Raw genomic sequence first — 20203 nt, 5'->3', positions numbered from 1 at the left:
AAAACATGGAAATAGGAAGTCTTGGCTTTTTCAATGCAGCAGCCATGGGAAAACAGGCAGCTCCAACGAAAGAGGGGAATTCATTCGGATTTGCAGGCATGATGGCCGCGCTCATGAGCGGCAATAAAGAAACCAGCTCTGTTGGCATTGGCAATAATGGTGCATTACCCGAAAACATTAGTGAACTAATGGAATTCTTAAATTTAGCAGACCTTTTAGAAATGGAAGATGGTCTGAAGCTGATTGACGCTGCTGTATCAAACCCTGAAGAGGTCCTTTCAAGTGCTTTGGAAGCTTTAGGCGGAAGAAAGGAAGACCTGCTCCTTTTTTTGCAAAAATGGGCTGGCAGCAACGAGACTGGAAAGCCGAACACTGATGATGAGTTAATCGCATCGCTGGCTGCTTCTCTTCATGAGATCGCACGACTGCAACAGAATGATCCTTTCTTAAAACTTGGTAAAGATGATATTCAGTCAGTAAAAGTATTGAAACTATATGAAATGCTGACAAGATATGCTGATGGCCAGGAGGCGAAGAATCTTGTTTCCTTGAAGGAATCGCTTAGTCATCTGACCGAAGCCTTAAGGACCCAGATGAAAAACAATATCCAAACGGAAGCTCTCCAAAATCGTTTTACCCAGGTGGCGAAAGAATTAAACATATTTTCTGCAAAAAAAGTAATATTATCTGAAACTGCTAGTTCAGTAGACTCAGGTTCAAGCTTGAAGGCTGAAGGTCCTGCAGGGACAGTTTCCTTCCTGCCTCATATGACAAAGGGTGAGCAGCTGACCTTAATGATGAATAACCCGGAAAAACCTGTATCAGTTGAGCAATTAATGAAGCAATTCGAATCAATCCTTGCGAAATCGCAATTCATGAACAGCGGTGGAACACAAAAATTGTTCATAAAATTATTCCCTGAGCACCTGGGGAGTATAAGGGTCGAACTTTTCCAGAAAGACCAAACGATGATGGCAAGGATCATAACATCTACAGGGACAGCGAAGGATACGCTGGAATCACAGATCAATGGACTCAAACAGGCATTTGCAGCTCAAAATATCTCCGTTGACAGAATTGAAGTCACACAGCAGGGGACTCAGCAGGAAAGGTTCTTGAACAGGGATTCTCAACAGCAGCAAAGGCAACCGGAGCAGGAACAGGAAAGAAAAGAAGAAAAAGGAGACTTTACCGTTACCTTTGAGGAAGCCCTGCTGAATACTGAAGCATAGGAGCAGTAATACATGGTAAATACAATAAATTCTTCATACTTGCTATCGAACCTTCAAAAAGACCGGAAAACAGGTTCAGATATACTGGGAAAAGATGATTTCCTGAAAATCCTCATGACTCAGCTTCAGAACCAGGATCCGTTGAATCCAATGCAGGACAAAGATTTCATTGCTCAAATGGCGACATTTTCCACGCTGGAGCAAATCACGAATATGGGGAAATCGATTGACCGTTTTGTACAGGCTGAGCAGCAAAACAAAATGATTTCATACAGTCAGTTTGTAGGCAAGGAAATAACCTGGCACAAAATCGAATCTTCAAACGGTACTGAAACGGTAAAGGAAGGCACTGGAAAAGTAGCCTCGCTCCAATTTAAACAGGATACCGTTGCGTTTGTTCTTGAGGATGGAACTATTCTGCAACCAGGCAATATATCGCAAATTAACGAGGAATCAAGTGAGAACAATATGCTTCAGGCCAGCATGCTGATTGGCAAAACAATCACTTACCTGGATGGAAACAAACAGGAGAAAACAGCGGTTGTTCAGTCGGTTTCTTTTAAGAATGGAAAAACATCTTTTTCACTGGATGATGAGAATATTACAAGCATCGTATCTTCACAGATTACCAAAATTCAATGAATGTAAGGAAGTGGTGTAATGGATAAGACGCATTTCAGTCCGATTCATTCACTGCCTGTAAGCAGGAACCATAAAAAGCCTGTGAAAACGAATCAACTAGCGCAAACACCTTTTTCCTTGCAGCTTCAGTCAGCGATCGAAGCAAAGAGTAAACTGACGATCAGCAAGCATGCTAGTGACCGTCTTGAACAGCGGGGCATTGATATATCGCAGGACCGCTGGAACAGGATTGAGGAAAAAGTGAAACAGGCTAAAGCTAAGGGCGTGAGTGATTCACTCGTGCTGTTGAGAGATGCAGCCCTTATAATAAGTGCAAAAAATAATACCGTCATTACTGCCATGGGCAGGCAAGAAGCAGCAGAACAAATCTTTACAAATATCAATGGAACCATTGTCATGGAAAACTAAAAAACTCAAGGGCTGGACCTTTACGGAGGCCTGGGCTGTGGACCGATTGAAGCAGCCCAACAATAGGAAGGAGTAAAAAAATATGCTTCGTTCAATGTATTCAGGAATCAGTGGGATGAAAAACTTCCAAACCAAACTTGATGTAATCGGCAATAACATTGCCAACGTAAATACATACGGTTTTAAGAAAGGCCGTGTCACGTTTAAAGATACGATGAACCAAACGATTTCAGGTGCAAGCGCGGCCACTCAAAATAAAGGTGGAAAAAACCCTATGCAGGTTGGGTTGGGCTCCACGATCGCCAGCATCGATACAATCGATACCCAATCAAGCTTGCAAACAACAGGACGTGCACTTGACCTTGCCATTTCAGGCGATGGCTATTTCGTTGTAAAACAAGGACAATCCCAAATGTATACACGTGCCGGAAACTTTTATCTAGATGATAATGGCACACTTGTTACGGGTGAAGGGTTGAAGGTGCAGTCCTATAATCAAAACGGTCAGTTAGAAGACATTACTGTTAACGTTAATGCGCTATTGCCTGCAAGGGAGACTACACAATTAGTTATGAAGGGTAACCTTCCTGTAGATGCGAAAGGTAACTCAGAACTCCTACAGCAAATAAAAGTGGTTGATGGAGATGGCATGGAGCATGTCATTGATTTAACAATCAAACCAGTCAACGCGCAAAACGGGGAATGGAATTTAGCATTTGAAGATAAATCCACTACAGTGGCGCCGCAAAGTAGGACTATTACAGTTGGTAGAGACACGGTAATATCAGGTTTCGATTTAACAGTAAGTGATGGCCTGGGTGGAACAAAAACCATTACTGTAAATATTCCACTTGACCAGCTCACTAAGAACGGCGGCAGCATGGACGCCAACGCATACCCAGACGGAAACACACAAGGAGCACTGGAAAGCTTCAATATCGGTTCTACTGGAGAAATCAATGGAGTTTTCTCAAATGGTCTGGTTTTGACATTAGGTCAATTGGCGCTTGCTAAGTTCAGCAATCCATCTGGTCTTTCCAAGGTGGGGAACAATACTTTCCAGGAGTCAGTTAACTCTGGTACGGCTAATATCAATGTTCCTGGTGAAGGTCGCGGTTCTATTGCGTCGGGGGCACTTGAAATGTCAAACGTGGATCTTTCTGAAGAATTCACGGAAATGATCACTGCTCAGCGTGGGTTCCAGGCGAACACAAGAATCATTACAACTTCTGATGAAATCCTCCAAGAGCTCGTAAACCTAAAACGATAGACTAAGAGAGGAGCAGGGCTGAAAGTATAATGCTTTTAGCCCCTGTGATTTATTGTGATAAGTGTGACGAAATTAAATGGGAAATCATTCAGTATCAATTCTATTTTTATTGAAACAGTGGAAGCCTTTCCAGATACGACCATTACACTTACGAATGGCCGTAAGTATGTGGTGAAGGAGAGCGAAGCTGAAGTGAACAATATGATTAAAGAATTTTATCAGAGTGTCGGCCTTCTTGGAGGGCGAGTGTTGGAGGAACGAGATCATGAAGAACAATAAGCTGGTAATGATTATGACGGTCATGCTAGTTGCTATTTTGCTCGTGGGGACAGTATCAGTTGTTGCTGTCATGAAGCTCACTGATGCGGATGGTGAAAAAGAACCAAGCATTGAAAAGGTGTTGGAAGCTTCAGTGGATATTCCTGAAGTAACGACGAACCTTGCATCGAATGATTTTATCAAAATATCATTTAAAATCGAAACAGATAGCAAAAAAGCCAAGGAAGAGTTGGAAAAAAGAGATTTTCAGGTCAAAAACCTGATTATTTATGAACTCTCCGAGAAAAAAGCGGAAGAACTGCAAGGCAAGGAAGGCAAGATGAACCTCGAAGATACTCTCAAGTCGAAGATCAATGACCTGATGCAAGATGGAAAAGTCAAAAAGGTCTATATCACAGGTTCTATCCTCCAGTAACCGCATAACTAAATAATCGTAATCGTATGGAGGTGAAGAGAATGTCGGGAGAGGTTTTATCGCAAAGTGAGATTGATGCCCTGTTATCCGCCCTTTCTACAGGAGAGATGGATGCAGATGAATTAAAGAAGGAACAGGTAGAAAAGAGAGTCAAAGTTTATGATTTTAGAAGGGCGCTTCGTTTTTCAAAAGACCAGATCCGCAGCCTGACCCGTATTCATGAGAACTTTGCCAGGCTCTTGACCACCTTTTTCTCTGCCCAGTTAAGAACATATGTGAATATCACTGTTGCTTCAGCAGACCAGATTCCATATGAGGAGTTCATTCGCTCCATCCCGAAGATGACAATATTGAATGTCTTTGATGTTGAACCTCTTGAAGGAAGAATCCTGATGGAGGTAAATCCGAACATTGCGTATGCGATGATGGACAGGCTTCTCGGAGGAAAAGGCACAAGCCATAATAAAGTGGAGAGTCTGACAGAAATCGAGACCAGGATCATGTCGAATATGTTTGAAAAGGCATTTGAGAACTTCAGGGAGGCCTGGAGTTCCATATCCGATATTGATCCGCAGCTGTCGGAGTTTGAAATCAATCCGCAATTTTTACAAATGGTGTCGCCAAATGAAACGGTCGTGGTCATTTCATTGAATACCACTATCGGTGAGGCGAGCGGCATGATTAATATGTGCATCCCGCATGTTGTACTAGAGCCGATCATTCCGAAACTTTCAGTGAAGTATTGGATGCAATCGGATAAAAAGCAAAGCTTGCCACTCGAAAATTCAGTGCTGCAGAGTGAAATCCAAAAGGCTGATGTTTCCATAACTGCTGAAATTGGTTCATCTGAAATATCGATCCAGGACTTTTTGATGCTCGATATAGGCGATGTGATTGAATTGAACCAGCAGATTGATCAGCCTCTGCTGCTGAAAGTCGGTAATATCCCTAAATTTGTTGGCCAGCCAGGGAAACTTAACAAAAAATTAGCCATCCAAGTGTTAGATACATTCAAGGGGGGAGACGAAGATGGTGAGCGATGATATGTTATCTCAAGATGAAATTGATGCGCTTCTAAAAGGAACTTCTGATGAAGCGGAAGAAACAGAAAGCACTATTAATGTCGATGATTATTTTTCATTTATGGAAAGGGACGCTCTTGGTGAAATAGGAAATATTTCATTCGGAAGCTCAGCAACAGCATTATCCACTTTGTTGAACCAAAAGGTAGAAATCAATACTCCAACGGTTACCGTTGTGCACAAATCAAAGCTAGAAGATGAGTTCCCGGATCCTTATGTTGCTGTCCAGGTACATTACACAGAAGGTTTCATTGGCAGCAACATGCTGGTCATTCAACAACGGGATGCAGCAATCATTGCGGATTTGATGCTTGGAGGCGATGGCCTCAACCCGAGGGATTTGCTGGATGAAATCCAATTGAGTGCCGTACAGGAAGCGATGAACCAGATGATGGGGTCAGCGGCTACTTCCATGTCGACTGTTTTCAGTAAAAGGGTGGATATTTCACCGCCTAATATTAATCTATTAAATGTTGCCGAGGGTGAAGGAACAGAAACAATCCCTGAAGATGACTTCCTGGTGAAAGTTTCATTCTCGCTTAAAATCGGTAATCTGATAGATTCGAATATTATGCAGCTATTGCCAGTAACATTCGCGAAAAGCCTTGTTGATGAGTTGTTGAACCCTGGAGCATCGCAGTCAGCACAAGCTGAGGTGGAAGTACCACAAATGCCTCAGGTTGAACAACAGCACCAAAGCCTGCAACAAGAACAGCAAAATTTGGCCCAGCAGGAGCCAATCCAGCAGCAGATGCCATACCCGCAGCACCAGGAAGCTTATTACTACCAGCAGCCTGCTCAGCAGTCCTTCATGAATGGTCAAGGGTATAACCAGCAGCCTATGCAAACCGGACCACAGCATTTTGGCAATGTGATGACCGGAGCGCAGCCTACTGTACAGCCGGCTGTATTCTCGAGTTTCGATTCTTTCCAGCCGCAGCAGGCAGAAACTAAGAACCTTGATATGCTGCTTGATATTCCACTGCAGGTCACTGTTGAGTTAGGAAGGACGAAACGATCGGTAAAAGATATTTTGGAACTTGGTTCAGGTTCAATCATCGAGCTCGATAAATTGGCAGGTGAACCTGTAGATATCCTGGTGAACAATCGATTGATTGCCCAGGGTGAAGTAGTGGTCATCGATGAGAATTTTGGAGTACGTGTAACAGATATCATCAGCCAAAGCGATCGCATAAAAAAATTGAAATAATCTACAGGAGGAAATCCAATGGCGAACAAAATTTTAGTCGTAGATGATGCGGCTTTCATGAGAATGATGATAAAGGATATTTTAACGAAAAACGGTTTTGAAGTCGTGGCAGAAGCGGCGGATGGCCAGCAGGCACTAGAAAAATATAAAGAATTCCAGCCTGACCTGGTGACTATGGATATCACGATGCCCGAAATGGACGGCATCACGGCGTTGAAGGAAATCAAAAAAATCAACCCAAATGCGAAGGTCATCATGTGTTCAGCAATGGGACAGCAGGCTATGGTCATCGATGCGATCCAGGCAGGTGCAAAGGACTTCATCGTGAAACCATTCCAGGCAGACCGAGTGATAGAAGCGATCTCAAAAACACTTAGCTAATGAATTATTCATATATAGAGGGTGCGGCAATTGTTAAGATTAATCCGAACTGCCTCGACAATCCTTTTCTTACTAGCTGCTCTGCTCAGCCCAACTGGGTTGGTAGCTGCAGAGCAGCTGAATGATAGTGTTAAGGATTGGTTGGAAAATCCTGATTCGAATGAAGATGGCAAGGCAGGAAATACAACAAACCAGACAAGCGATGCAGACAGCAAAGTAGGAGTAACCTTTTTTGATTTTGTAAGGATGATTTTCGCTACAGCCTTTGTAGCGGGATTATTGTACTTTCTGCTTAAGTTCATCAACAAGAAAAGCATGTCCTATAAAAGCTCTCAGTTAGTAGAGAATCTGGGAGGAACGAGCCTGGGCGCCAACAGGTCTGTCCAGATCGTAAAAGCCGGCAACAGGCTACTGATTGTAGGTGTGGGTGAGAACATACAGCTGTTAAAAGAGATTGACGATCCAGAAGAGTACAGCCAGGTCATCCAGGATTACAACAACAAGATGGAACAGTTTGTACAGCCAAGCGATATTGTGACAAGGTTGCTGCAAAGAACGAAAAAAGATCATGGCAATGAAGGTACTCAGTTTTCCAGCTTGTTAAAAAATCAGCTGAATGATATGGCAAGCGGAAGAAAGAAAATGCTCGAGGAGCTTCAAAGGAAAGGGTCAGACAAAGATGAATGAGTTTATGGAGTTTTTCAACAACAGTGCTCCTGAGAATGTTTCAACCTCGGTAAAATTAATGCTCCTGCTGACCGTGCTTTCCGTTGCGCCAAGCATCTTGATATTAATGACGAGCTTCACAAGGATCATCATCGTTCTTTCCTTTGTCAGAACGGCGCTTGCTACACAGCAAATGCCGCCGAACCAGGTCCTGATCGGTCTGGCGATGTTTTTGTCATTTTTCATCATGGCACCTACATTCCAGGAAGTAAACGAACAAGCACTGACACCATTATTCAATGAAGAAATCAATCTTGAAGAGGCATATGACAGGGCATCGATTCCATTCAAGGAATTCATGAGTGCACATACAAGGCAGAAAGATCTTGCCTTATTCCTGGAATACTCACAGGCTGACCCTCCTGAATCAGTAGAGGACATCCCGCTTACCGCCCTTGTTCCAGCGTTCGCGATCAGTGAAATCAAAACAGCTTTCCAGATTGGCTTCATGATTTTCATCCCGTTCCTCGTGATTGATATGGTTGTAGCGAGTGTCCTCATGTCTATGGGGATGATGATGCTGCCGCCGGTCATGATTTCCCTGCCATTCAAAATTTTGCTGTTCGTCATGGTCGATGGGTGGTACTTAGTGGTGAAATCATTATTACAAAGTTTTTAAGCAGGTGATTGAATTATGACATCAGAAGCAGTTATTTCAATAGCTGAACGAGGTATTTATACAGTCCTTATGATTTCCGGTCCGCTCCTGATTCTGGCGTTGGTCGTTGGTTTGATTGTCAGCATCTTTCAGGCAACTACACAGATCCAGGAACAAACGTTGGCGTTCGTCCCAAAAATTGTCGCAGTCCTGGTTGGGATCGTTTTCTTTGGTCCGTGGATGCTGAGTTATATGCTTTCTTATGCAAGTAATATATTTTCGAATTTAACGAGGTTTGTAGGATGAGGACATGCTAGATTTCATTCCCGCTTTTCCGGCATTCCTGCTGATCTTTGTCAGGGTTACATCGTTTTTCTTGATGATGCCGCTGTTTTCGTATCGGACGATCCCTGCCTCTCACAAAATAGGCTTGGGTTTCTCGTTAGCAATCATAATGTTTACTGCCATAGGTGCCCCAGAAGTCGTGATCGATGGCACGTATTTCCTGTTAATCATAAAGGAAGCGATGGTAGGATTGTTCATCGGATTCATTGCAGCACTGATGATGGCTGCCATACAGATCGCCGGGGGGTTCATCGATTTCCAGATGGGCTTTGCGATTGCAAACGTCATCGATCCCCAGACAGGCGCACAAAGCCCGTTAATGGGCCAGTACTTATATATCATTTCATTATTGTTCCTGTTGACGGTCAATGGACATCACTTGCTGTTGGACGGAATTTTTTACAGTTATAATTTCATTCCAATCGATCAGGTAATGATTCCGTTTGGCAATCAGAATATAGCAGAATTCATCATCCTTTCTTTCAATAAAATGTTCATTATCGCGTTTCAGATGTCCCTGCCAGTAGTCGGTACGCTATTCCTCGTCGATGTAGCACTTGGAATCGTCGCCAGGACCGTGCCGCAATTGAACATTTTCGTTGTAGGACTGCCGGTTAAAATCGGGGTCAGTTTCCTGGTTCTTTTCGCAGTAATGGCTGTCCTGATGATGGTCGTATCAGATCTTTTCTCCCTTACTCTCGAAACAATGAGAGGCCTGATGGAGCTGGTTGGAGGAGCGTAACATGGAATGGTTGTCATTAGACCTGCAGTTTTTCGCAGGCGAGAAAACAGAAAAAGCGACTCCAAAAAAGAGACAGGACTCTCGTAAAAAGGGACAGGTTGCCAAAAGCCAGGATGTTAACACAGCCATCGTTCTTCTTGCCGTTTTCCTGTTTCTGATGTTTTTTGGGAGAGTAATGGCAGAACGGCTTTTAGGCGTTCTTCGGCACTCGCTGCAGAACTATATGTTCATGGAACTGACTGCCGGCAACATTGAAACCATCGTCATCGAAATTCTGGGTGAACTTGTCTTTTTCCTGGGACCGGTGATGTTGATTGCCCTGATCGCAGGGGTGGCTGCAAACTATATGCAAGTAGGGTTCATGATTTCTACCGAAGCGATTCAGATGAAACTTGAAAAGATAAATCCGATCAGCGGCTTTAAACGGATTTTTTCAATGAGAGCTATAGTGGAGTTGATAAAATCCATCCTCAAAATCAGTTTCATTGGATTGATCGCTTTTTCGGTCCTATGGATGAGAATGGACGAGGTGCTGCTGCTGGCAAACAAGAGTGTCGGTGCCGCGATCGCTACGATTGCCGGACTTACACTTCAAATGGGGCTTTTTGCTTCCGGAGCATTGCTATTTTTATCGTTACTGGATTATTTGTACCAGAAGTATGACTTTGAGAAAAGTATCCGGATGTCCAAGCAAGACATCAAGGATGAGTACAAAAATATTGAAGGTGACCCGCTCATCAAGTCGAAAATCAAGCAGAAGCAAAGAGAGATGGCAATGCGGCGGATGATGCAAGAAGTGCCGAAAGCGGATGTAGTCATCACGAATCCGACTCACTTCGCAATCGCGTTAAAGTATGACGATCAGAAGTCTGATGCACCGGTGGTTGTAGCCAAAGGCGTTGACTTTGTCGCCCAGAAAATAAAATTGATCGCCAAGGAAAATGATGTTGCCACGGTCGAGAACCGTCCCCTGGCCAGAGCGTTATACAGCCAGGCAGAAATAGGGGACGCCATCCCTGAAGAGTTTTTCAAAGCAGTGGCGGAAATCCTGGCGTTCGTGTATCAAACCAAAAATAAAGTACTGTAAAGTTCAAGGTATGCAGTGTTTAGGAGAGAAGTAGTATGTCAGCTAGAGACCTGTCCGTCCTGCTAAGTGTCATTCTAATCGTAGCCATGTTAATCATTCCATTCCCGCCATGGCTTTTAAGTGTGCTAATCATGGTAAACATCTCAATTGCACTTCTTGTGCTTTTGAACACAATGAATATGACCGAGCCGCTGCAGTTCTCAGTATTTCCATCCCTGCTGCTGTTGCTGACACTATTCCGCCTGGGGCTGAATGTATCGACAACGCGTTCGATCCTTTCCAAAGGAGAAGCGGGCGGGGTGGTTGAGACATTCGGCACCTTCGTAGTTGGCGGAAATGTCGTCGTCGGGATGGTCGTGTTCCTTATTTTGGTCATTATCCAGTTTATCGTTATCACAAAAGGTTCGGAGCGTGTATCCGAAGTTGCAGCAAGATTCACTCTTGATGCAATGCCTGGTAAGCAAATGAGTATTGACGCTGACCTGAACGCGGGTATGATTTCAGAACAGCAGGCCCGTGAAAGGCGGGAAAAAGTAAGCAGGGAAGCAGATTTTTACGGAGCGATGGACGGTGCGAGCAAATTCGTAAAAGGGGACGCAATTGCAGGGATCATCATTGTTCTCATCAACTTGATCTTTGGGATTGTCATTGGTATGACCCAACTTGGATTGAGCATAGGGGACTCAGCTGTTAAATTCTCACTGTTGACTGTTGGAGATGGGATTGTCAGTCAAATTCCAGCCTTGCTGATTTCAACCGCCACAGGTATCGTTGTCACCCGTGCTGCCTCAGATGGCAATCTTGGTGTCGATGTTACAGCGCAGTTATTGGCGTACCCAAAGATGCTTTACGTGGCTGGAGCTACCATCTTCCTGCTCGGGTTATTCACGCCGATTCATGACTTGCTGACGATACCAATCGCAGCACTTATGGTCTTCGGAGCCTACTCCTTCTCCCGCAAGCCCGAACCTGATAAGCAGCAGCTGCAGGAGATGGAAGAGGATATTCAGATGGATGAAATGAAGAGTCCAGAAAGTGTGGTCAACCTGCTGAATGTCGATCCAATCGAATTCGAATTCGGCTATGGATTGATTCCGCTTGCTGATGCGAACCAGGGCGGTGACCTTCTTGACAGGATTGTCATGATCAGGAGGCAGCTGGCGATCGAGTTAGGTCTGGTCATCCCGGTAGTCAGGATTCGTGATAATATCCAGCTTCAGCCGAATGAATACCGTTTGAAAATAAAAGGGAACGAAATGGCAAGGGGCGAATTGCTGCTCGACCATTATCTGGCGATGAGCCCTGGTATTGAAGACGAATCCATCGAGGGAATCGATACAATTGAACCAAGCTTCGGATTGCCTGCAAAATGGATCACGGAGGAAATGAAGGAGCAGGCTGAGATCTTTGGATACACAGTGGTTGATCCGCCGTCCGTCGTTTCAACTCATATAACAGAAGTGATCAAGGCCAATGCCCACGAACTTCTGGGCAGACAGGAAACAAAGCAGCTGATCGATCACCTCCGGGAAAGTTACCCAATCCTTGTGGAGGAAGCAACGCCAAACCCGCTCTCAGTTGGGGAAATCCAAAAAGTGCTGGGCAAGCTGCTTAAAGAAAATGTTTCCATCCGGAATCTTCCGATTATTTTTGAAACACTTGCTGATTACGGCAAAGTGACGACTGATACTGATATCCTTGCTGAATACGTACGTCAGGCCCTGGCAAGGCAAATCACGAATCAATATTCCAGAATGGGTGAAACCCTGAAGGTCATCACATTATCGGGAAGAGTAGAAAAGCAGATTGCGGAAGGCGTCCAGCAAACGGAACATGGAAACTATCTCTCTCTCGATCCAGCAGTATCACAGGGCATTCTGGAGTCGGTTGCCAGTCAGGTCGAGCAGTTAAGCATTATGGAGCAAACTCCCATCATCTTATGTTCACCTGCAGTCCGGATGTATGTGCGCCAGCTGACAGAAAGATATTTTGCCCAGATTCCAGTATTGTCTTATAACGAGCTAGAAGCGAATGTTGAAGTTCAAAGTGTCGGAGTGGTGAATGTAGAATGAAAGTGAAAAAATATACAGCTTCATCAATGCCGGAAGCAATGAAACAAGTAAGGGCAGAGCTTGGAAGTGATGCGGTCATCCTGAATTCCCGCGTCGTCCAGAGTGGCGGGTTCATGGGTTTTTTTCGAAAAAACAGTATAGAAGTCATCGCTGCAATCGACCCGGACTTAGAAAGCTCCACAAAGCCAGTCAAGGCTGAAAAAGAAAAGTTTGTTGTTAAGCCATCTATTAAAAATGATCAAACCCAGCCATTCATGCAGCCAGAACGACCAATGCAGCCGGAGAAACCATTGGGTAAAGCTGATCGGGACATCCTGAAAGAAATTTCTGAGCTGAAGGAACTCCTGAAATCAACAAAGAACGATGCACCTATTGGGCTTCCAGAGTCAATCAGCAAACTGATTAATCAATTAAGAGACCAGGAAATAAGTGCTGAATTCATTGACGAAATTGCGGCTGTATTGCTGGAAAAGTGGTACTTAAGCGGAGCATCTGCCAGTGATGAAGAAATCTTATTATGGAGTAAGGAAGCAATCAAGCAGAAGCTTGTGGACCTTAGCTTCGGGGGCCTGTCCTTTAAGAAGAAATTCGTCAATGTCATTGGGCCGACTGGGGTAGGGAAAACGACGACTCTTGCAAAAATTGCGGCAGAATGCGTGCTGAAGCACCATAAGAAAGTGGCTTTCATCACAACGGATACTTACAGGATCGCGGCAATTGAACAGCTCAAAACCTATGCAAAAATACTGGAAGTGCCAATTGAAGTCTGCTATAACATGGACGACTTCAAGACTGCCACAGAAAAGTTTTCAGAGCATGATTTTGTGTTCATTGATACGGCAGGCAGGAATTTCGGGAATCAGAAATACGTAAATGATTTAAATGATGCAATTGACTTCAACAAGGATATGGAGACCTTCCTTGTACTTGCATTAACCTCAAAACAAAAAGATATGGAAGAGATCAAAAAGCAATTCTCGCTAATCCATATCGATCAATTCATCTTTACCAAATTAGATGAAACAGCTGTTTACGGTTCAATGTTCAATATGGCCCGGAAATTTTCAACAGGTATTGCTTATTTGACGAATGGCCAGGATGTACCGGATGACCTATTGGAGGCAGACGCTGAAATCGTTGCTAATACTATTCTTGGAGTCAACATCTATGAATGACCAGGCGGAGAAATTACGTAATCGGTTAAAAACGAACTTGCCTTCCAGGGAGGCAAAAACACTTGCTGTCGTAAGCGGAAAAGGCGGGGTCGGGAAGTCTAACTTCTCGCTTAACTTCTCGATTTCCCTTGCAAAAAAAGGCCATAAAGTACTGCTTTTCGATCTTGATATTGGAATGGGGAATATCGAAATCCTAATGGGAAAACACTCGTCCCTCTCCATCGCGGATTTCCTTTCCGGGAAAGCATCCATGGAAGAAGTGATTTTTCAGGGGCCCCATGGGGTGGAATATATTGCAGGCGGATCAGGTTTAAGCCAGTTAATCAGGATGGATCAGGACAGTGTAGATTATTTTACATCAAGCTTAAGGGATGTATTAACAAAATATGATTATCTTATTTTTGACATGGGAGCAGGGTTGAATGAAGAAACGCTCGCCATCCTCCTGTCAGTCAACGAGATTTTCGTCATTACGACTACAGAACCTACATCCATGATGGATGCTTACGCGACAATGAAATATATTCATCTCGCAGATTCTGAATTACCATTCTATTTGGTGGTTAATAGGGCTTCTTCACAAAAAGAAGGGAATGACACCCTAATGCGGATTGAAGAAGTGCTCCGGAAGTTTCTCGGCCGTACTCCAATCAAGCTTGGCTTCCTGCCTGATGATAAAGCCGTCCAGGAAGCCGTGAAGAGACAGGTTCCCTTCATTATGTTCAATGAACGGTCACAAGTTTCGAAGGCACTGTCGGAAATACTAGAAAAATATATCAATAAAATGAGCTACAATGCCGAAAAGAGAAATAACAGAAGTTTCACAGCAAGATTAAAGCAACTCCTTTTCGAAAGGTAGTGATTGTATGGCTAAAATCAGGGTACTCATCGTAGATGATTCAGCTTTCATGCGAAAGCTTATAACCGACTTCTTATCAGAACAACCCGAAATTGAGGTCCTTGGCACTGCCCGCAATGGGGAGGATGCCATCAAAAAATGGAGAGAGTTGCGCCCTGATGTCATTACCATGGATGTAGAAATGCCAGTCATGAACGGGCTTGAGGTTCTGAAGGTGATCATGGAAGAGGAGCCGGTCCCGGTCGTAATGCTATCCAGTACGACAAAAGAAGGCGCGGATACAACGTTCCAGGCCATACAGGCCGGAGCGGTGGATTTCGTTGCCAAACCATCTGGGTCGATTTCCATAGACTTGCACAAGATCAAAGCAGAACTGATAGAAAAGGTCTTGTCGGCAAGCAGGGCAAATCTTTCTAAAATCAATATCCAACATCAGCCAGGAACGGCAGGGCGCGCGCCTGAAAGAACCTTAGTTTCACAGAAAAGGCCAAGCGAGCATGTTGTCAAGCATTGGGCGCCAAAAGATCCTGCTGCGAAAAAACTTGTCTGTATTGGGACATCGACTGGTGGCCCGAGGGCATTGCAGCAAGTGTTAACTTCACTGCCGAAGGATATCGGCGCACCAATCCTGGTGGTCCAGCACATGCCCCCGGGTTTTACAAAGTCCCTTGCGAATCGTCTTGATTCCTTAAGTGAAATTCATGTCAAAGAAGCAGAAGATGGTGAACTGCTGCAAAAGGGCACAGCATACATAGCTCCAGGCGGGTGGCACCTGGAGGTCAAGAGTATCGGGACTAGCCTGGCGGTCAGCCTGAGCCAAACCCCGCCACGGAATGGCCACCGGCCTTCTGTGGATGTGATGTTCGAATCCATTAGCACCTTGAGAAGTCATGCGAAAATTGCTGTTATCATGACTGGGATGGGGTCAGATGGAGCCAAAGGACTTTCGGAGATGAAAAAAAATGGCTCTGTAAAAGCGATTGCCGAGTCCCAGGAAACATCGATTGTTTTTGGGATGCCAAAAGCGGCAATTGCAACCAATTTAGTCGATGATGTGGCGAATGTCGAAAATATAGCACAAACAATCATGAACTATATATAAGGCCGGAGGTGCGCAGCACATGGAGTTAAATCAATATCTTGAAGTCTTTATTGAAGAAAGCAAAGAACATTTACAGGCCTGTAATGAACAATTGCTGGAGCTGGAAAAGAATCCACAGGATTTATCCATTATCAATGAAATTTTCAGATCTGCCCATACACTGAAAGGAATGTCCGCAACCATGGGATATGAGGATCTGGCGGGACTTACCCACCAAATGGAAAATGTCCTTGATGCCATACGCAATAATCGTCTGGTAACGACACCGGAAATTTTGGATGTCATATTCATGGCTGTTGATCACCTTGAGGAAATGGTCCATTCGATTGCTTCAGGAGGCGATGGTAAAAAGGATGTCACCGAGACAGTCGAAAAGTTAAAGGCGATTGAAAAAGGCGAACCATTATCAAGCACTGCTGAATCGGAAGTGGCTGCGACCGCAGTCATGGAAACAGCCAAGCAATCAACCTACGATGAGTTTGAGCTTACTGTGTTGAAGCAATCCATGGAGCAAGGATTTGGGGTATATGAAATTGAAATCGGCTTGCGTCAAGACTGCCTGCTGAAGGCGGCCCGTGTCTACATGGTGTTTGAAGTGCTGGAGAAAATCGGTGAAGTAATAAAAGCTACTCCACCGGTGGAACAGCTTGAGGAAGAACAGTTTGATGAGGATTTCTCGGTAACAATCGTTTCCAAAGAAAGTCCAGAAGACATCAAAGGCAAAATCATGAAGGTATCAGAAGTAGTCAAAACGATAGTGAGACCACTGGAGTTTGACGAGCAGAATGCAGAAGCTGTCTTGGATACCGCTCATAATGAAAACGAAATAGAAAGTGAACCTAAACCTGAGGTTCCTGCGCAATCGACAGGAACGGATGTACCAGCAGCCACTGAAAAGAAATCCACTGGCAAGCAGCAGGGGAGCAATAAAACCATCCGTGTTAACATCGAACGATTGGATATATTAATGAATTTATTCGAGGAGCTTGTCATTGACCGAGGACGCCTGGAGCAAATCTCGAAAGACATGGAAAATAGCGAACTCACCGAAACAGTCGAACGAATGTCAAGGATATCCGGAGATCTGCAGAACATTATCCTGAACATGAGGATGGTCCAGGTGGAGACGGTGTTCAACCGCTTCCCAAGGATGATCCGTCAGCTGGCAAGGGATTTAAACAAAAAGATCAATCTTGAAATCGTCGGGGCTGAAACCGAGCTTGACCGGACTGTAATTGACGAAATCGGAGACCCGCTTGTGCATTTGCTGCGCAATTCGGTTGACCATGGGATTGAATCTCCTGAAGAGCGGAGAGCGAAAGGCAAGAGCGAGGAAGGGACTGTTGTATTGCGTGCCTTCCACAGCGGCAACCATGTTTTCATTGAAATTGAGGATGATGGCGCTGGAATCAGCCGCGAAAAGGTTTTAAAGAAGGCCATCAGCAAAGGGATTGTTACGGAACAAGCAGCAGCTGGCTTTACAGATAAACAGGCATATGAATTGATCTTATCTTCCGGATTCTCTACTGCTGAGAAAATTTCTGATATTTCAGGACGCGGAGTCGGTCTGGATGTAGTGAAAAATACCATCGAGTCTTTAGGCGGCACGATTTCAATTGATTCCAAAGAGAATGAAGGAACGATTTTCTCGATCCAGCTGCCTCTTACATTATCGATTATCTCGGTCATGCTGGTAGAAATCCAAAAAGAGAAATTTGCTATTCCTCTGTCTTCTATTATTGAGACTGCGATTATAAAAGACTCTGAAATTATGAATGCACATAATCAAAAGGTCATTGACTTCAGGGGCAAGGTTGTACCGCTATTGTTCCTTAAGGATCTATTCGAAGTTCCTTCTGTTCCTTCAGAGGATGACTTCCATTCTGTCATTATTGTCAGAAAGGGAGATAAAATGGCTGGCCTGATTGTTGACTCGTTCATTGGGCAGCAGGAGGTTGTCCTTAAATCGCTGGGGAATTACTTAACCAATGTGTTCGCGATTTCTGGAGCGACAATCCTCGGAGATGGGCAGGTAGCCTTGATTGTCGATTGCAATGCTTTGATTAAATAGATTCTGAGTTCAATAGGTCCAGATATTTTTAGGAGTGATGTAAATGACTGAAGTGCTGATTCCAGACTTGAAGGTAATTGTGTTCCAATTGAACGGCAAAGAATATGCAGTTCCTGTAAGCCAGGTAAAATCAATTGAAAAGATCATGCATATAACAAGGGTGCCCCACACTAATCCTTTTGTAAAAGGTGTCATGAATCTTAGGGGAGTAGTGACTCCTCTGATTGATTTGCGTGTCCGGTTTGGCCTCGAAGAACAAGGATATACAGAAAGTACACGGGTAATTATTGTTTCTGTTGAAGATAAGGAAGTGGGCTTGATTGTGGATGGTGCAAATGATGTCATTGACATTCCATCGAGCATGGTAGAACCGCCTCCTGAAATCGTTGGTCTGTCTGCCGAAGGATTTATTAACGGTGTAGCGAATCTGGACAAGAGGCTGCTGATATTGATTGACCTGGCAAAAATCCTTGATAATGCTGATGAAAACGCTCTGTAATCGGAAGGAAGTAGACGATGACTTTTCTTAAAAGCATTTCGGACGTCCACCTTGATATATTAAAAGAGGTCGGCAATATCGGCGCGGGCCATGCAGCAACCTCTTTATCCACGCTGCTGCAAAAAAAGATCGACATGAATGTGCCCAGTGTCCGGGTTGTCTCCTTTGATGAGGTCATGGAGCTGGCAGGAGGAGCAGACAATGTCGTAGCCAGTGTCTTCCTGAGAATAGAAGGAGATGCACCTGGAAGCATGTTTTTTATCCTTCCGCTGCAGCAAGCTGAAAAATATATCGGACAATTAATCAAAAAACAATCATTCTCTTTTTCTGCAGAGCCGGATAATGAATTGGCATTTTCCGCTCTGCAGGAATTGGGAAATATTTTATCAGGTTCCTATCTATCTTCATTATCAGACTTTACCAGCCTGACATTATACCCATCTGTACCTGCCTTAAGCATTGATATGGTTGGTGCTGTGATCAGTTATGGGTTGCTGGAAATATCGCAGGTAAGCGATTATGCCATTGTCATCGATACCGCTTTGGATGAAGAGGATGCCAACATGCCAGACAGTGTCAGAGGGCATTTCTTCCTTCTGCCGGACCCGGAATCTTTCCATACCATTTTTACATCTCTGGGAGTCAAGGTTGATGTTTAAAACAGCAGAAATCATTAAAGTCGGTATCGCTGATATGAATATAGTCAAAGCTCCAGACCTGATCAGAACGACAGGGCTGGGTTCCTGTGTAGGAGTGGTCCTGTATGACCAGGCAAGAGAGATTGCAGGGATGGCCCATGTCATGCTGCCAGATTCATCCCTGTCACGGACAGAGCCCCTGAATAAAGCGAAATTCGCCAATACAGCCGTCAAGGAGCTCTTTGATGCCTTGCAGAAAAAAGGGGCTAGACATTCAGGGATGAAAGCGAAACTTGCTGGGGGAGCCCAAATGTTTCAATTTTCCGGGAGCAGTGACATGATGAGAATTGGTCCTCGCAATGTTGAGGCTGTATTGACTGAACTGAAAGAATTGCATATCCCGGTCGCAGCCCAGGATATTGGCGGGAACAGCGGCAGGACGATAGAGTTCGATCCAAAAACGGGTTTGATGCACATCAGGACAGTAAATAAAGGGAATAGTGAAATTTAATTTATCTGATTTGTTAACAAAATCGATCACTTGTTTGATCAGTGCTGAATAGAAGGCTTCTAAGAAAAATGCGTGATGCGCGTGAGGAGGATGACAATGGTGCGAGGATCTACTTCGGAAGAACAGGTAACATGGGATAAATGGGTACAGTACCGTGATCCGGATGCAGGTAATTTGCTGATAAAAAAATATATGCCACTTGTTTCCTACCATGTGCAAAGAATTTCCGTGAGTCTTCCGAAGAGTGTTTCAAGAGATGATTTAAAAAGCCTGGGAATGATTGGATTGTATGATGCATTGGAAAAATTCGATCCCAACAGGGATTTGAAGTTTGATACATACTCTTCATTTCGTATTCGCGGGGCGATTCTTGATGGATTGAGGAAGGAAGACTGGCTTCCAAGAAGTACCCGTGAAAAAGCAAAAAAAATCGACGCGGCGATCGAACGGCTTGAACAGCGCTTAATGAGAAATGCAACTATAGAAGAGATTGCCAGTGAGCTGAATATGGATGAGCAGGAAATCTATGCCACCATTAATGAACACTTTTTCGCTAACGTCCTTTCAATCGACGAACATCCAAATGACAGTGATGATCGTGATCATCAATCCTTTGTCATTAAGGATGAGAAAGCAGAAATCCCTGAGGAAAGTATCATTAAATCTGAACTGTTGGAAGAAGTAGCAGACAAGATATCTCAACTTAATGACAAAGAACAGTTAGTTTTAAGTTTATTTTACAAAGAAGAATTGACGTTGACTGAAATTGGTCAGGTCATGAATTTATCCACCTCACGAATATCACAAATACATTCTAAAGCGATCTTTAAACTAAGGAAATGGTTACAGACAGCGTAAT

The 20203-nt window shown here is 44.1% G+C and carries 23 protein-coding genes; all 23 read left to right on the top strand.

Annotated elements, in window-relative coordinates:
• Positions 1-5 precede the first annotated feature (5 nt).
• The 23 genes from EJA10_RS06035 (at position 6) to EJA10_RS05925 (ending at position 20202) form a co-directional block, all read left to right on the top strand.
• Entirely contained in the window at positions 6-1232 is a 1227-nt protein-coding gene (locus EJA10_RS06035; protein ID WP_125479115.1) for a flagellar hook-length control protein FliK, read from the top strand.
• Positions 1233-1244: 12 nt separating this feature from the next.
• On the top strand, positions 1245-1874 hold the full coding sequence (flgD, locus tag EJA10_RS06030; protein WP_125479114.1) for a flagellar hook assembly protein FlgD: 630 nt from the start codon (positions 1245-1247) through the stop codon (positions 1872-1874).
• An 18-nt stretch (positions 1875-1892) separates the two neighbouring features.
• Entirely contained in the window at positions 1893-2282 is a 390-nt protein-coding gene (locus EJA10_RS06025; protein ID WP_125479113.1) for a TIGR02530 family flagellar biosynthesis protein, read from the top strand.
• Positions 2283-2364: 82 nt separating this feature from the next.
• The gene (locus EJA10_RS06020; protein ID WP_125479112.1) at positions 2365-3552 is read left to right on the top strand and encodes a flagellar hook protein FlgE; all 1188 of its coding nucleotides are present in this window, start codon (positions 2365-2367) and stop codon (positions 3550-3552) included.
• A gap of 54 nt (positions 3553-3606) precedes the next feature.
• The gene (locus EJA10_RS06015; protein WP_125479111.1) at positions 3607-3831 is read left to right on the top strand and encodes a flagellar FlbD family protein; all 225 of its coding nucleotides are present in this window, start codon (positions 3607-3609) and stop codon (positions 3829-3831) included.
• Positions 3818-4246, top strand: a complete 429-nt coding sequence (gene fliL / locus EJA10_RS06010; RefSeq protein WP_125479110.1) for a flagellar basal body-associated protein FliL — start codon at positions 3818-3820, stop codon at positions 4244-4246. The genes EJA10_RS06015 and fliL overlap by 14 nt, the downstream gene beginning before the upstream one ends.
• Positions 4247-4287: 41 nt before the next feature.
• Positions 4288-5289, top strand: coding sequence for a flagellar motor switch protein FliM (gene fliM / locus EJA10_RS06005; RefSeq protein ID WP_125479109.1), 1002 nt, complete (start codon positions 4288-4290; stop codon positions 5287-5289).
• Positions 5276-6538 carry a flagellar motor switch phosphatase FliY gene (gene fliY / locus EJA10_RS06000; RefSeq protein ID WP_125479108.1) on the top strand — a complete coding sequence of 421 codons (1263 nt, stop codon included), beginning with the start codon at positions 5276-5278 and terminating at the stop codon, positions 6536-6538. Before fliM ends, fliY begins: the two co-directional genes overlap by 14 nt.
• 18 nt (positions 6539-6556) lie before the next feature.
• On the top strand, positions 6557-6919 hold the full coding sequence (locus EJA10_RS05995; RefSeq protein ID WP_125479107.1) for a response regulator: 363 nt from the start codon (positions 6557-6559) through the stop codon (positions 6917-6919).
• A gap of 21 nt (positions 6920-6940) precedes the next feature.
• A complete protein-coding gene (locus EJA10_RS05990; protein ID WP_425462072.1) occupies positions 6941-7606 on the top strand; it encodes a flagellar biosynthetic protein FliO in 666 nt (221 codons plus the stop codon).
• Complete coding sequence (gene fliP / locus EJA10_RS05985; RefSeq protein WP_125479106.1) at positions 7599-8264, top strand: flagellar type III secretion system pore protein FliP; 666 nt, start codon at positions 7599-7601, stop codon at positions 8262-8264. The genes EJA10_RS05990 and fliP overlap by 8 nt, the downstream gene beginning before the upstream one ends.
• Before the next feature lie 15 nt (positions 8265-8279).
• Positions 8280-8549 carry a flagellar biosynthesis protein FliQ gene (gene fliQ / locus EJA10_RS05980; protein ID WP_125479105.1) on the top strand — a complete coding sequence of 90 codons (270 nt, stop codon included), beginning with the start codon at positions 8280-8282 and terminating at the stop codon, positions 8547-8549.
• Positions 8550-8553: 4 nt separating this feature from the next.
• The gene (fliR, locus tag EJA10_RS05975; protein ID WP_125479104.1) at positions 8554-9330 is read left to right on the top strand and encodes a flagellar biosynthetic protein FliR; all 777 of its coding nucleotides are present in this window, start codon (positions 8554-8556) and stop codon (positions 9328-9330) included.
• A 1-nt stretch (position 9331) separates the two neighbouring features.
• Positions 9332-10417, top strand: a complete 1086-nt coding sequence (gene flhB / locus EJA10_RS05970; RefSeq protein ID WP_125479103.1) for a flagellar biosynthesis protein FlhB — start codon at positions 9332-9334, stop codon at positions 10415-10417.
• A 35-nt stretch (positions 10418-10452) separates the two neighbouring features.
• Complete coding sequence (gene flhA / locus EJA10_RS05965) at positions 10453-12489, top strand: flagellar biosynthesis protein FlhA (RefSeq protein ID WP_125479102.1); 2037 nt, start codon at positions 10453-10455, stop codon at positions 12487-12489.
• A complete protein-coding gene (gene flhF, locus EJA10_RS05960; protein WP_125479101.1) occupies positions 12486-13664 on the top strand; it encodes a flagellar biosynthesis GTPase FlhF in 1179 nt (392 codons plus the stop codon). The genes flhA and flhF overlap by 4 nt, the downstream gene beginning before the upstream one ends.
• A complete protein-coding gene (locus EJA10_RS05955; protein WP_125479100.1) occupies positions 13657-14523 on the top strand; it encodes a MinD/ParA family protein in 867 nt (288 codons plus the stop codon). Before flhF ends, EJA10_RS05955 begins: the two co-directional genes overlap by 8 nt.
• 7 nt (positions 14524-14530) lie before the next feature.
• The gene (locus EJA10_RS05950) at positions 14531-15625 is read left to right on the top strand and encodes a protein-glutamate methylesterase/protein-glutamine glutaminase (protein ID WP_125479099.1); all 1095 of its coding nucleotides are present in this window, start codon (positions 14531-14533) and stop codon (positions 15623-15625) included.
• Positions 15626-15644: 19 nt separating this feature from the next.
• The gene (locus EJA10_RS05945; protein ID WP_125479098.1) at positions 15645-17696 is read left to right on the top strand and encodes a chemotaxis protein CheA; all 2052 of its coding nucleotides are present in this window, start codon (positions 15645-15647) and stop codon (positions 17694-17696) included.
• 43 nt (positions 17697-17739) lie between these two features.
• Positions 17740-18195, top strand: a complete 456-nt coding sequence (locus tag EJA10_RS05940) for a chemotaxis protein CheW (RefSeq protein ID WP_125479097.1) — start codon at positions 17740-17742, stop codon at positions 18193-18195.
• A gap of 17 nt (positions 18196-18212) precedes the next feature.
• Positions 18213-18854, top strand: coding sequence for a chemotaxis protein CheC (locus tag EJA10_RS05935; protein WP_125479096.1), 642 nt, complete (start codon positions 18213-18215; stop codon positions 18852-18854).
• Positions 18847-19344 (top strand): chemotaxis protein CheD, encoded by a 498-nt coding sequence (locus tag EJA10_RS05930; RefSeq protein WP_125479095.1) that lies wholly within the window; start codon positions 18847-18849, stop codon positions 19342-19344. Before EJA10_RS05935 ends, EJA10_RS05930 begins: the two co-directional genes overlap by 8 nt.
• A gap of 99 nt (positions 19345-19443) precedes the next feature.
• Positions 19444-20202 (top strand): FliA/WhiG family RNA polymerase sigma factor, encoded by a 759-nt coding sequence (locus EJA10_RS05925; RefSeq protein ID WP_425462077.1) that lies wholly within the window; start codon positions 19444-19446, stop codon positions 20200-20202.
• Position 20203 lies beyond the last annotated feature (1 nt).

Origin of the sequence: Mesobacillus subterraneus, assembly GCF_003937825.1 — a bacterium.
Taxonomy (GTDB): Bacteria; Bacillota; Bacilli; order Bacillales; family Cytobacillaceae; genus Mesobacillus; species Mesobacillus subterraneus.
Note: the sequence above shows the minus strand (reverse complement) of the source record. Positions and strands in the feature narration are given on the sequence as shown.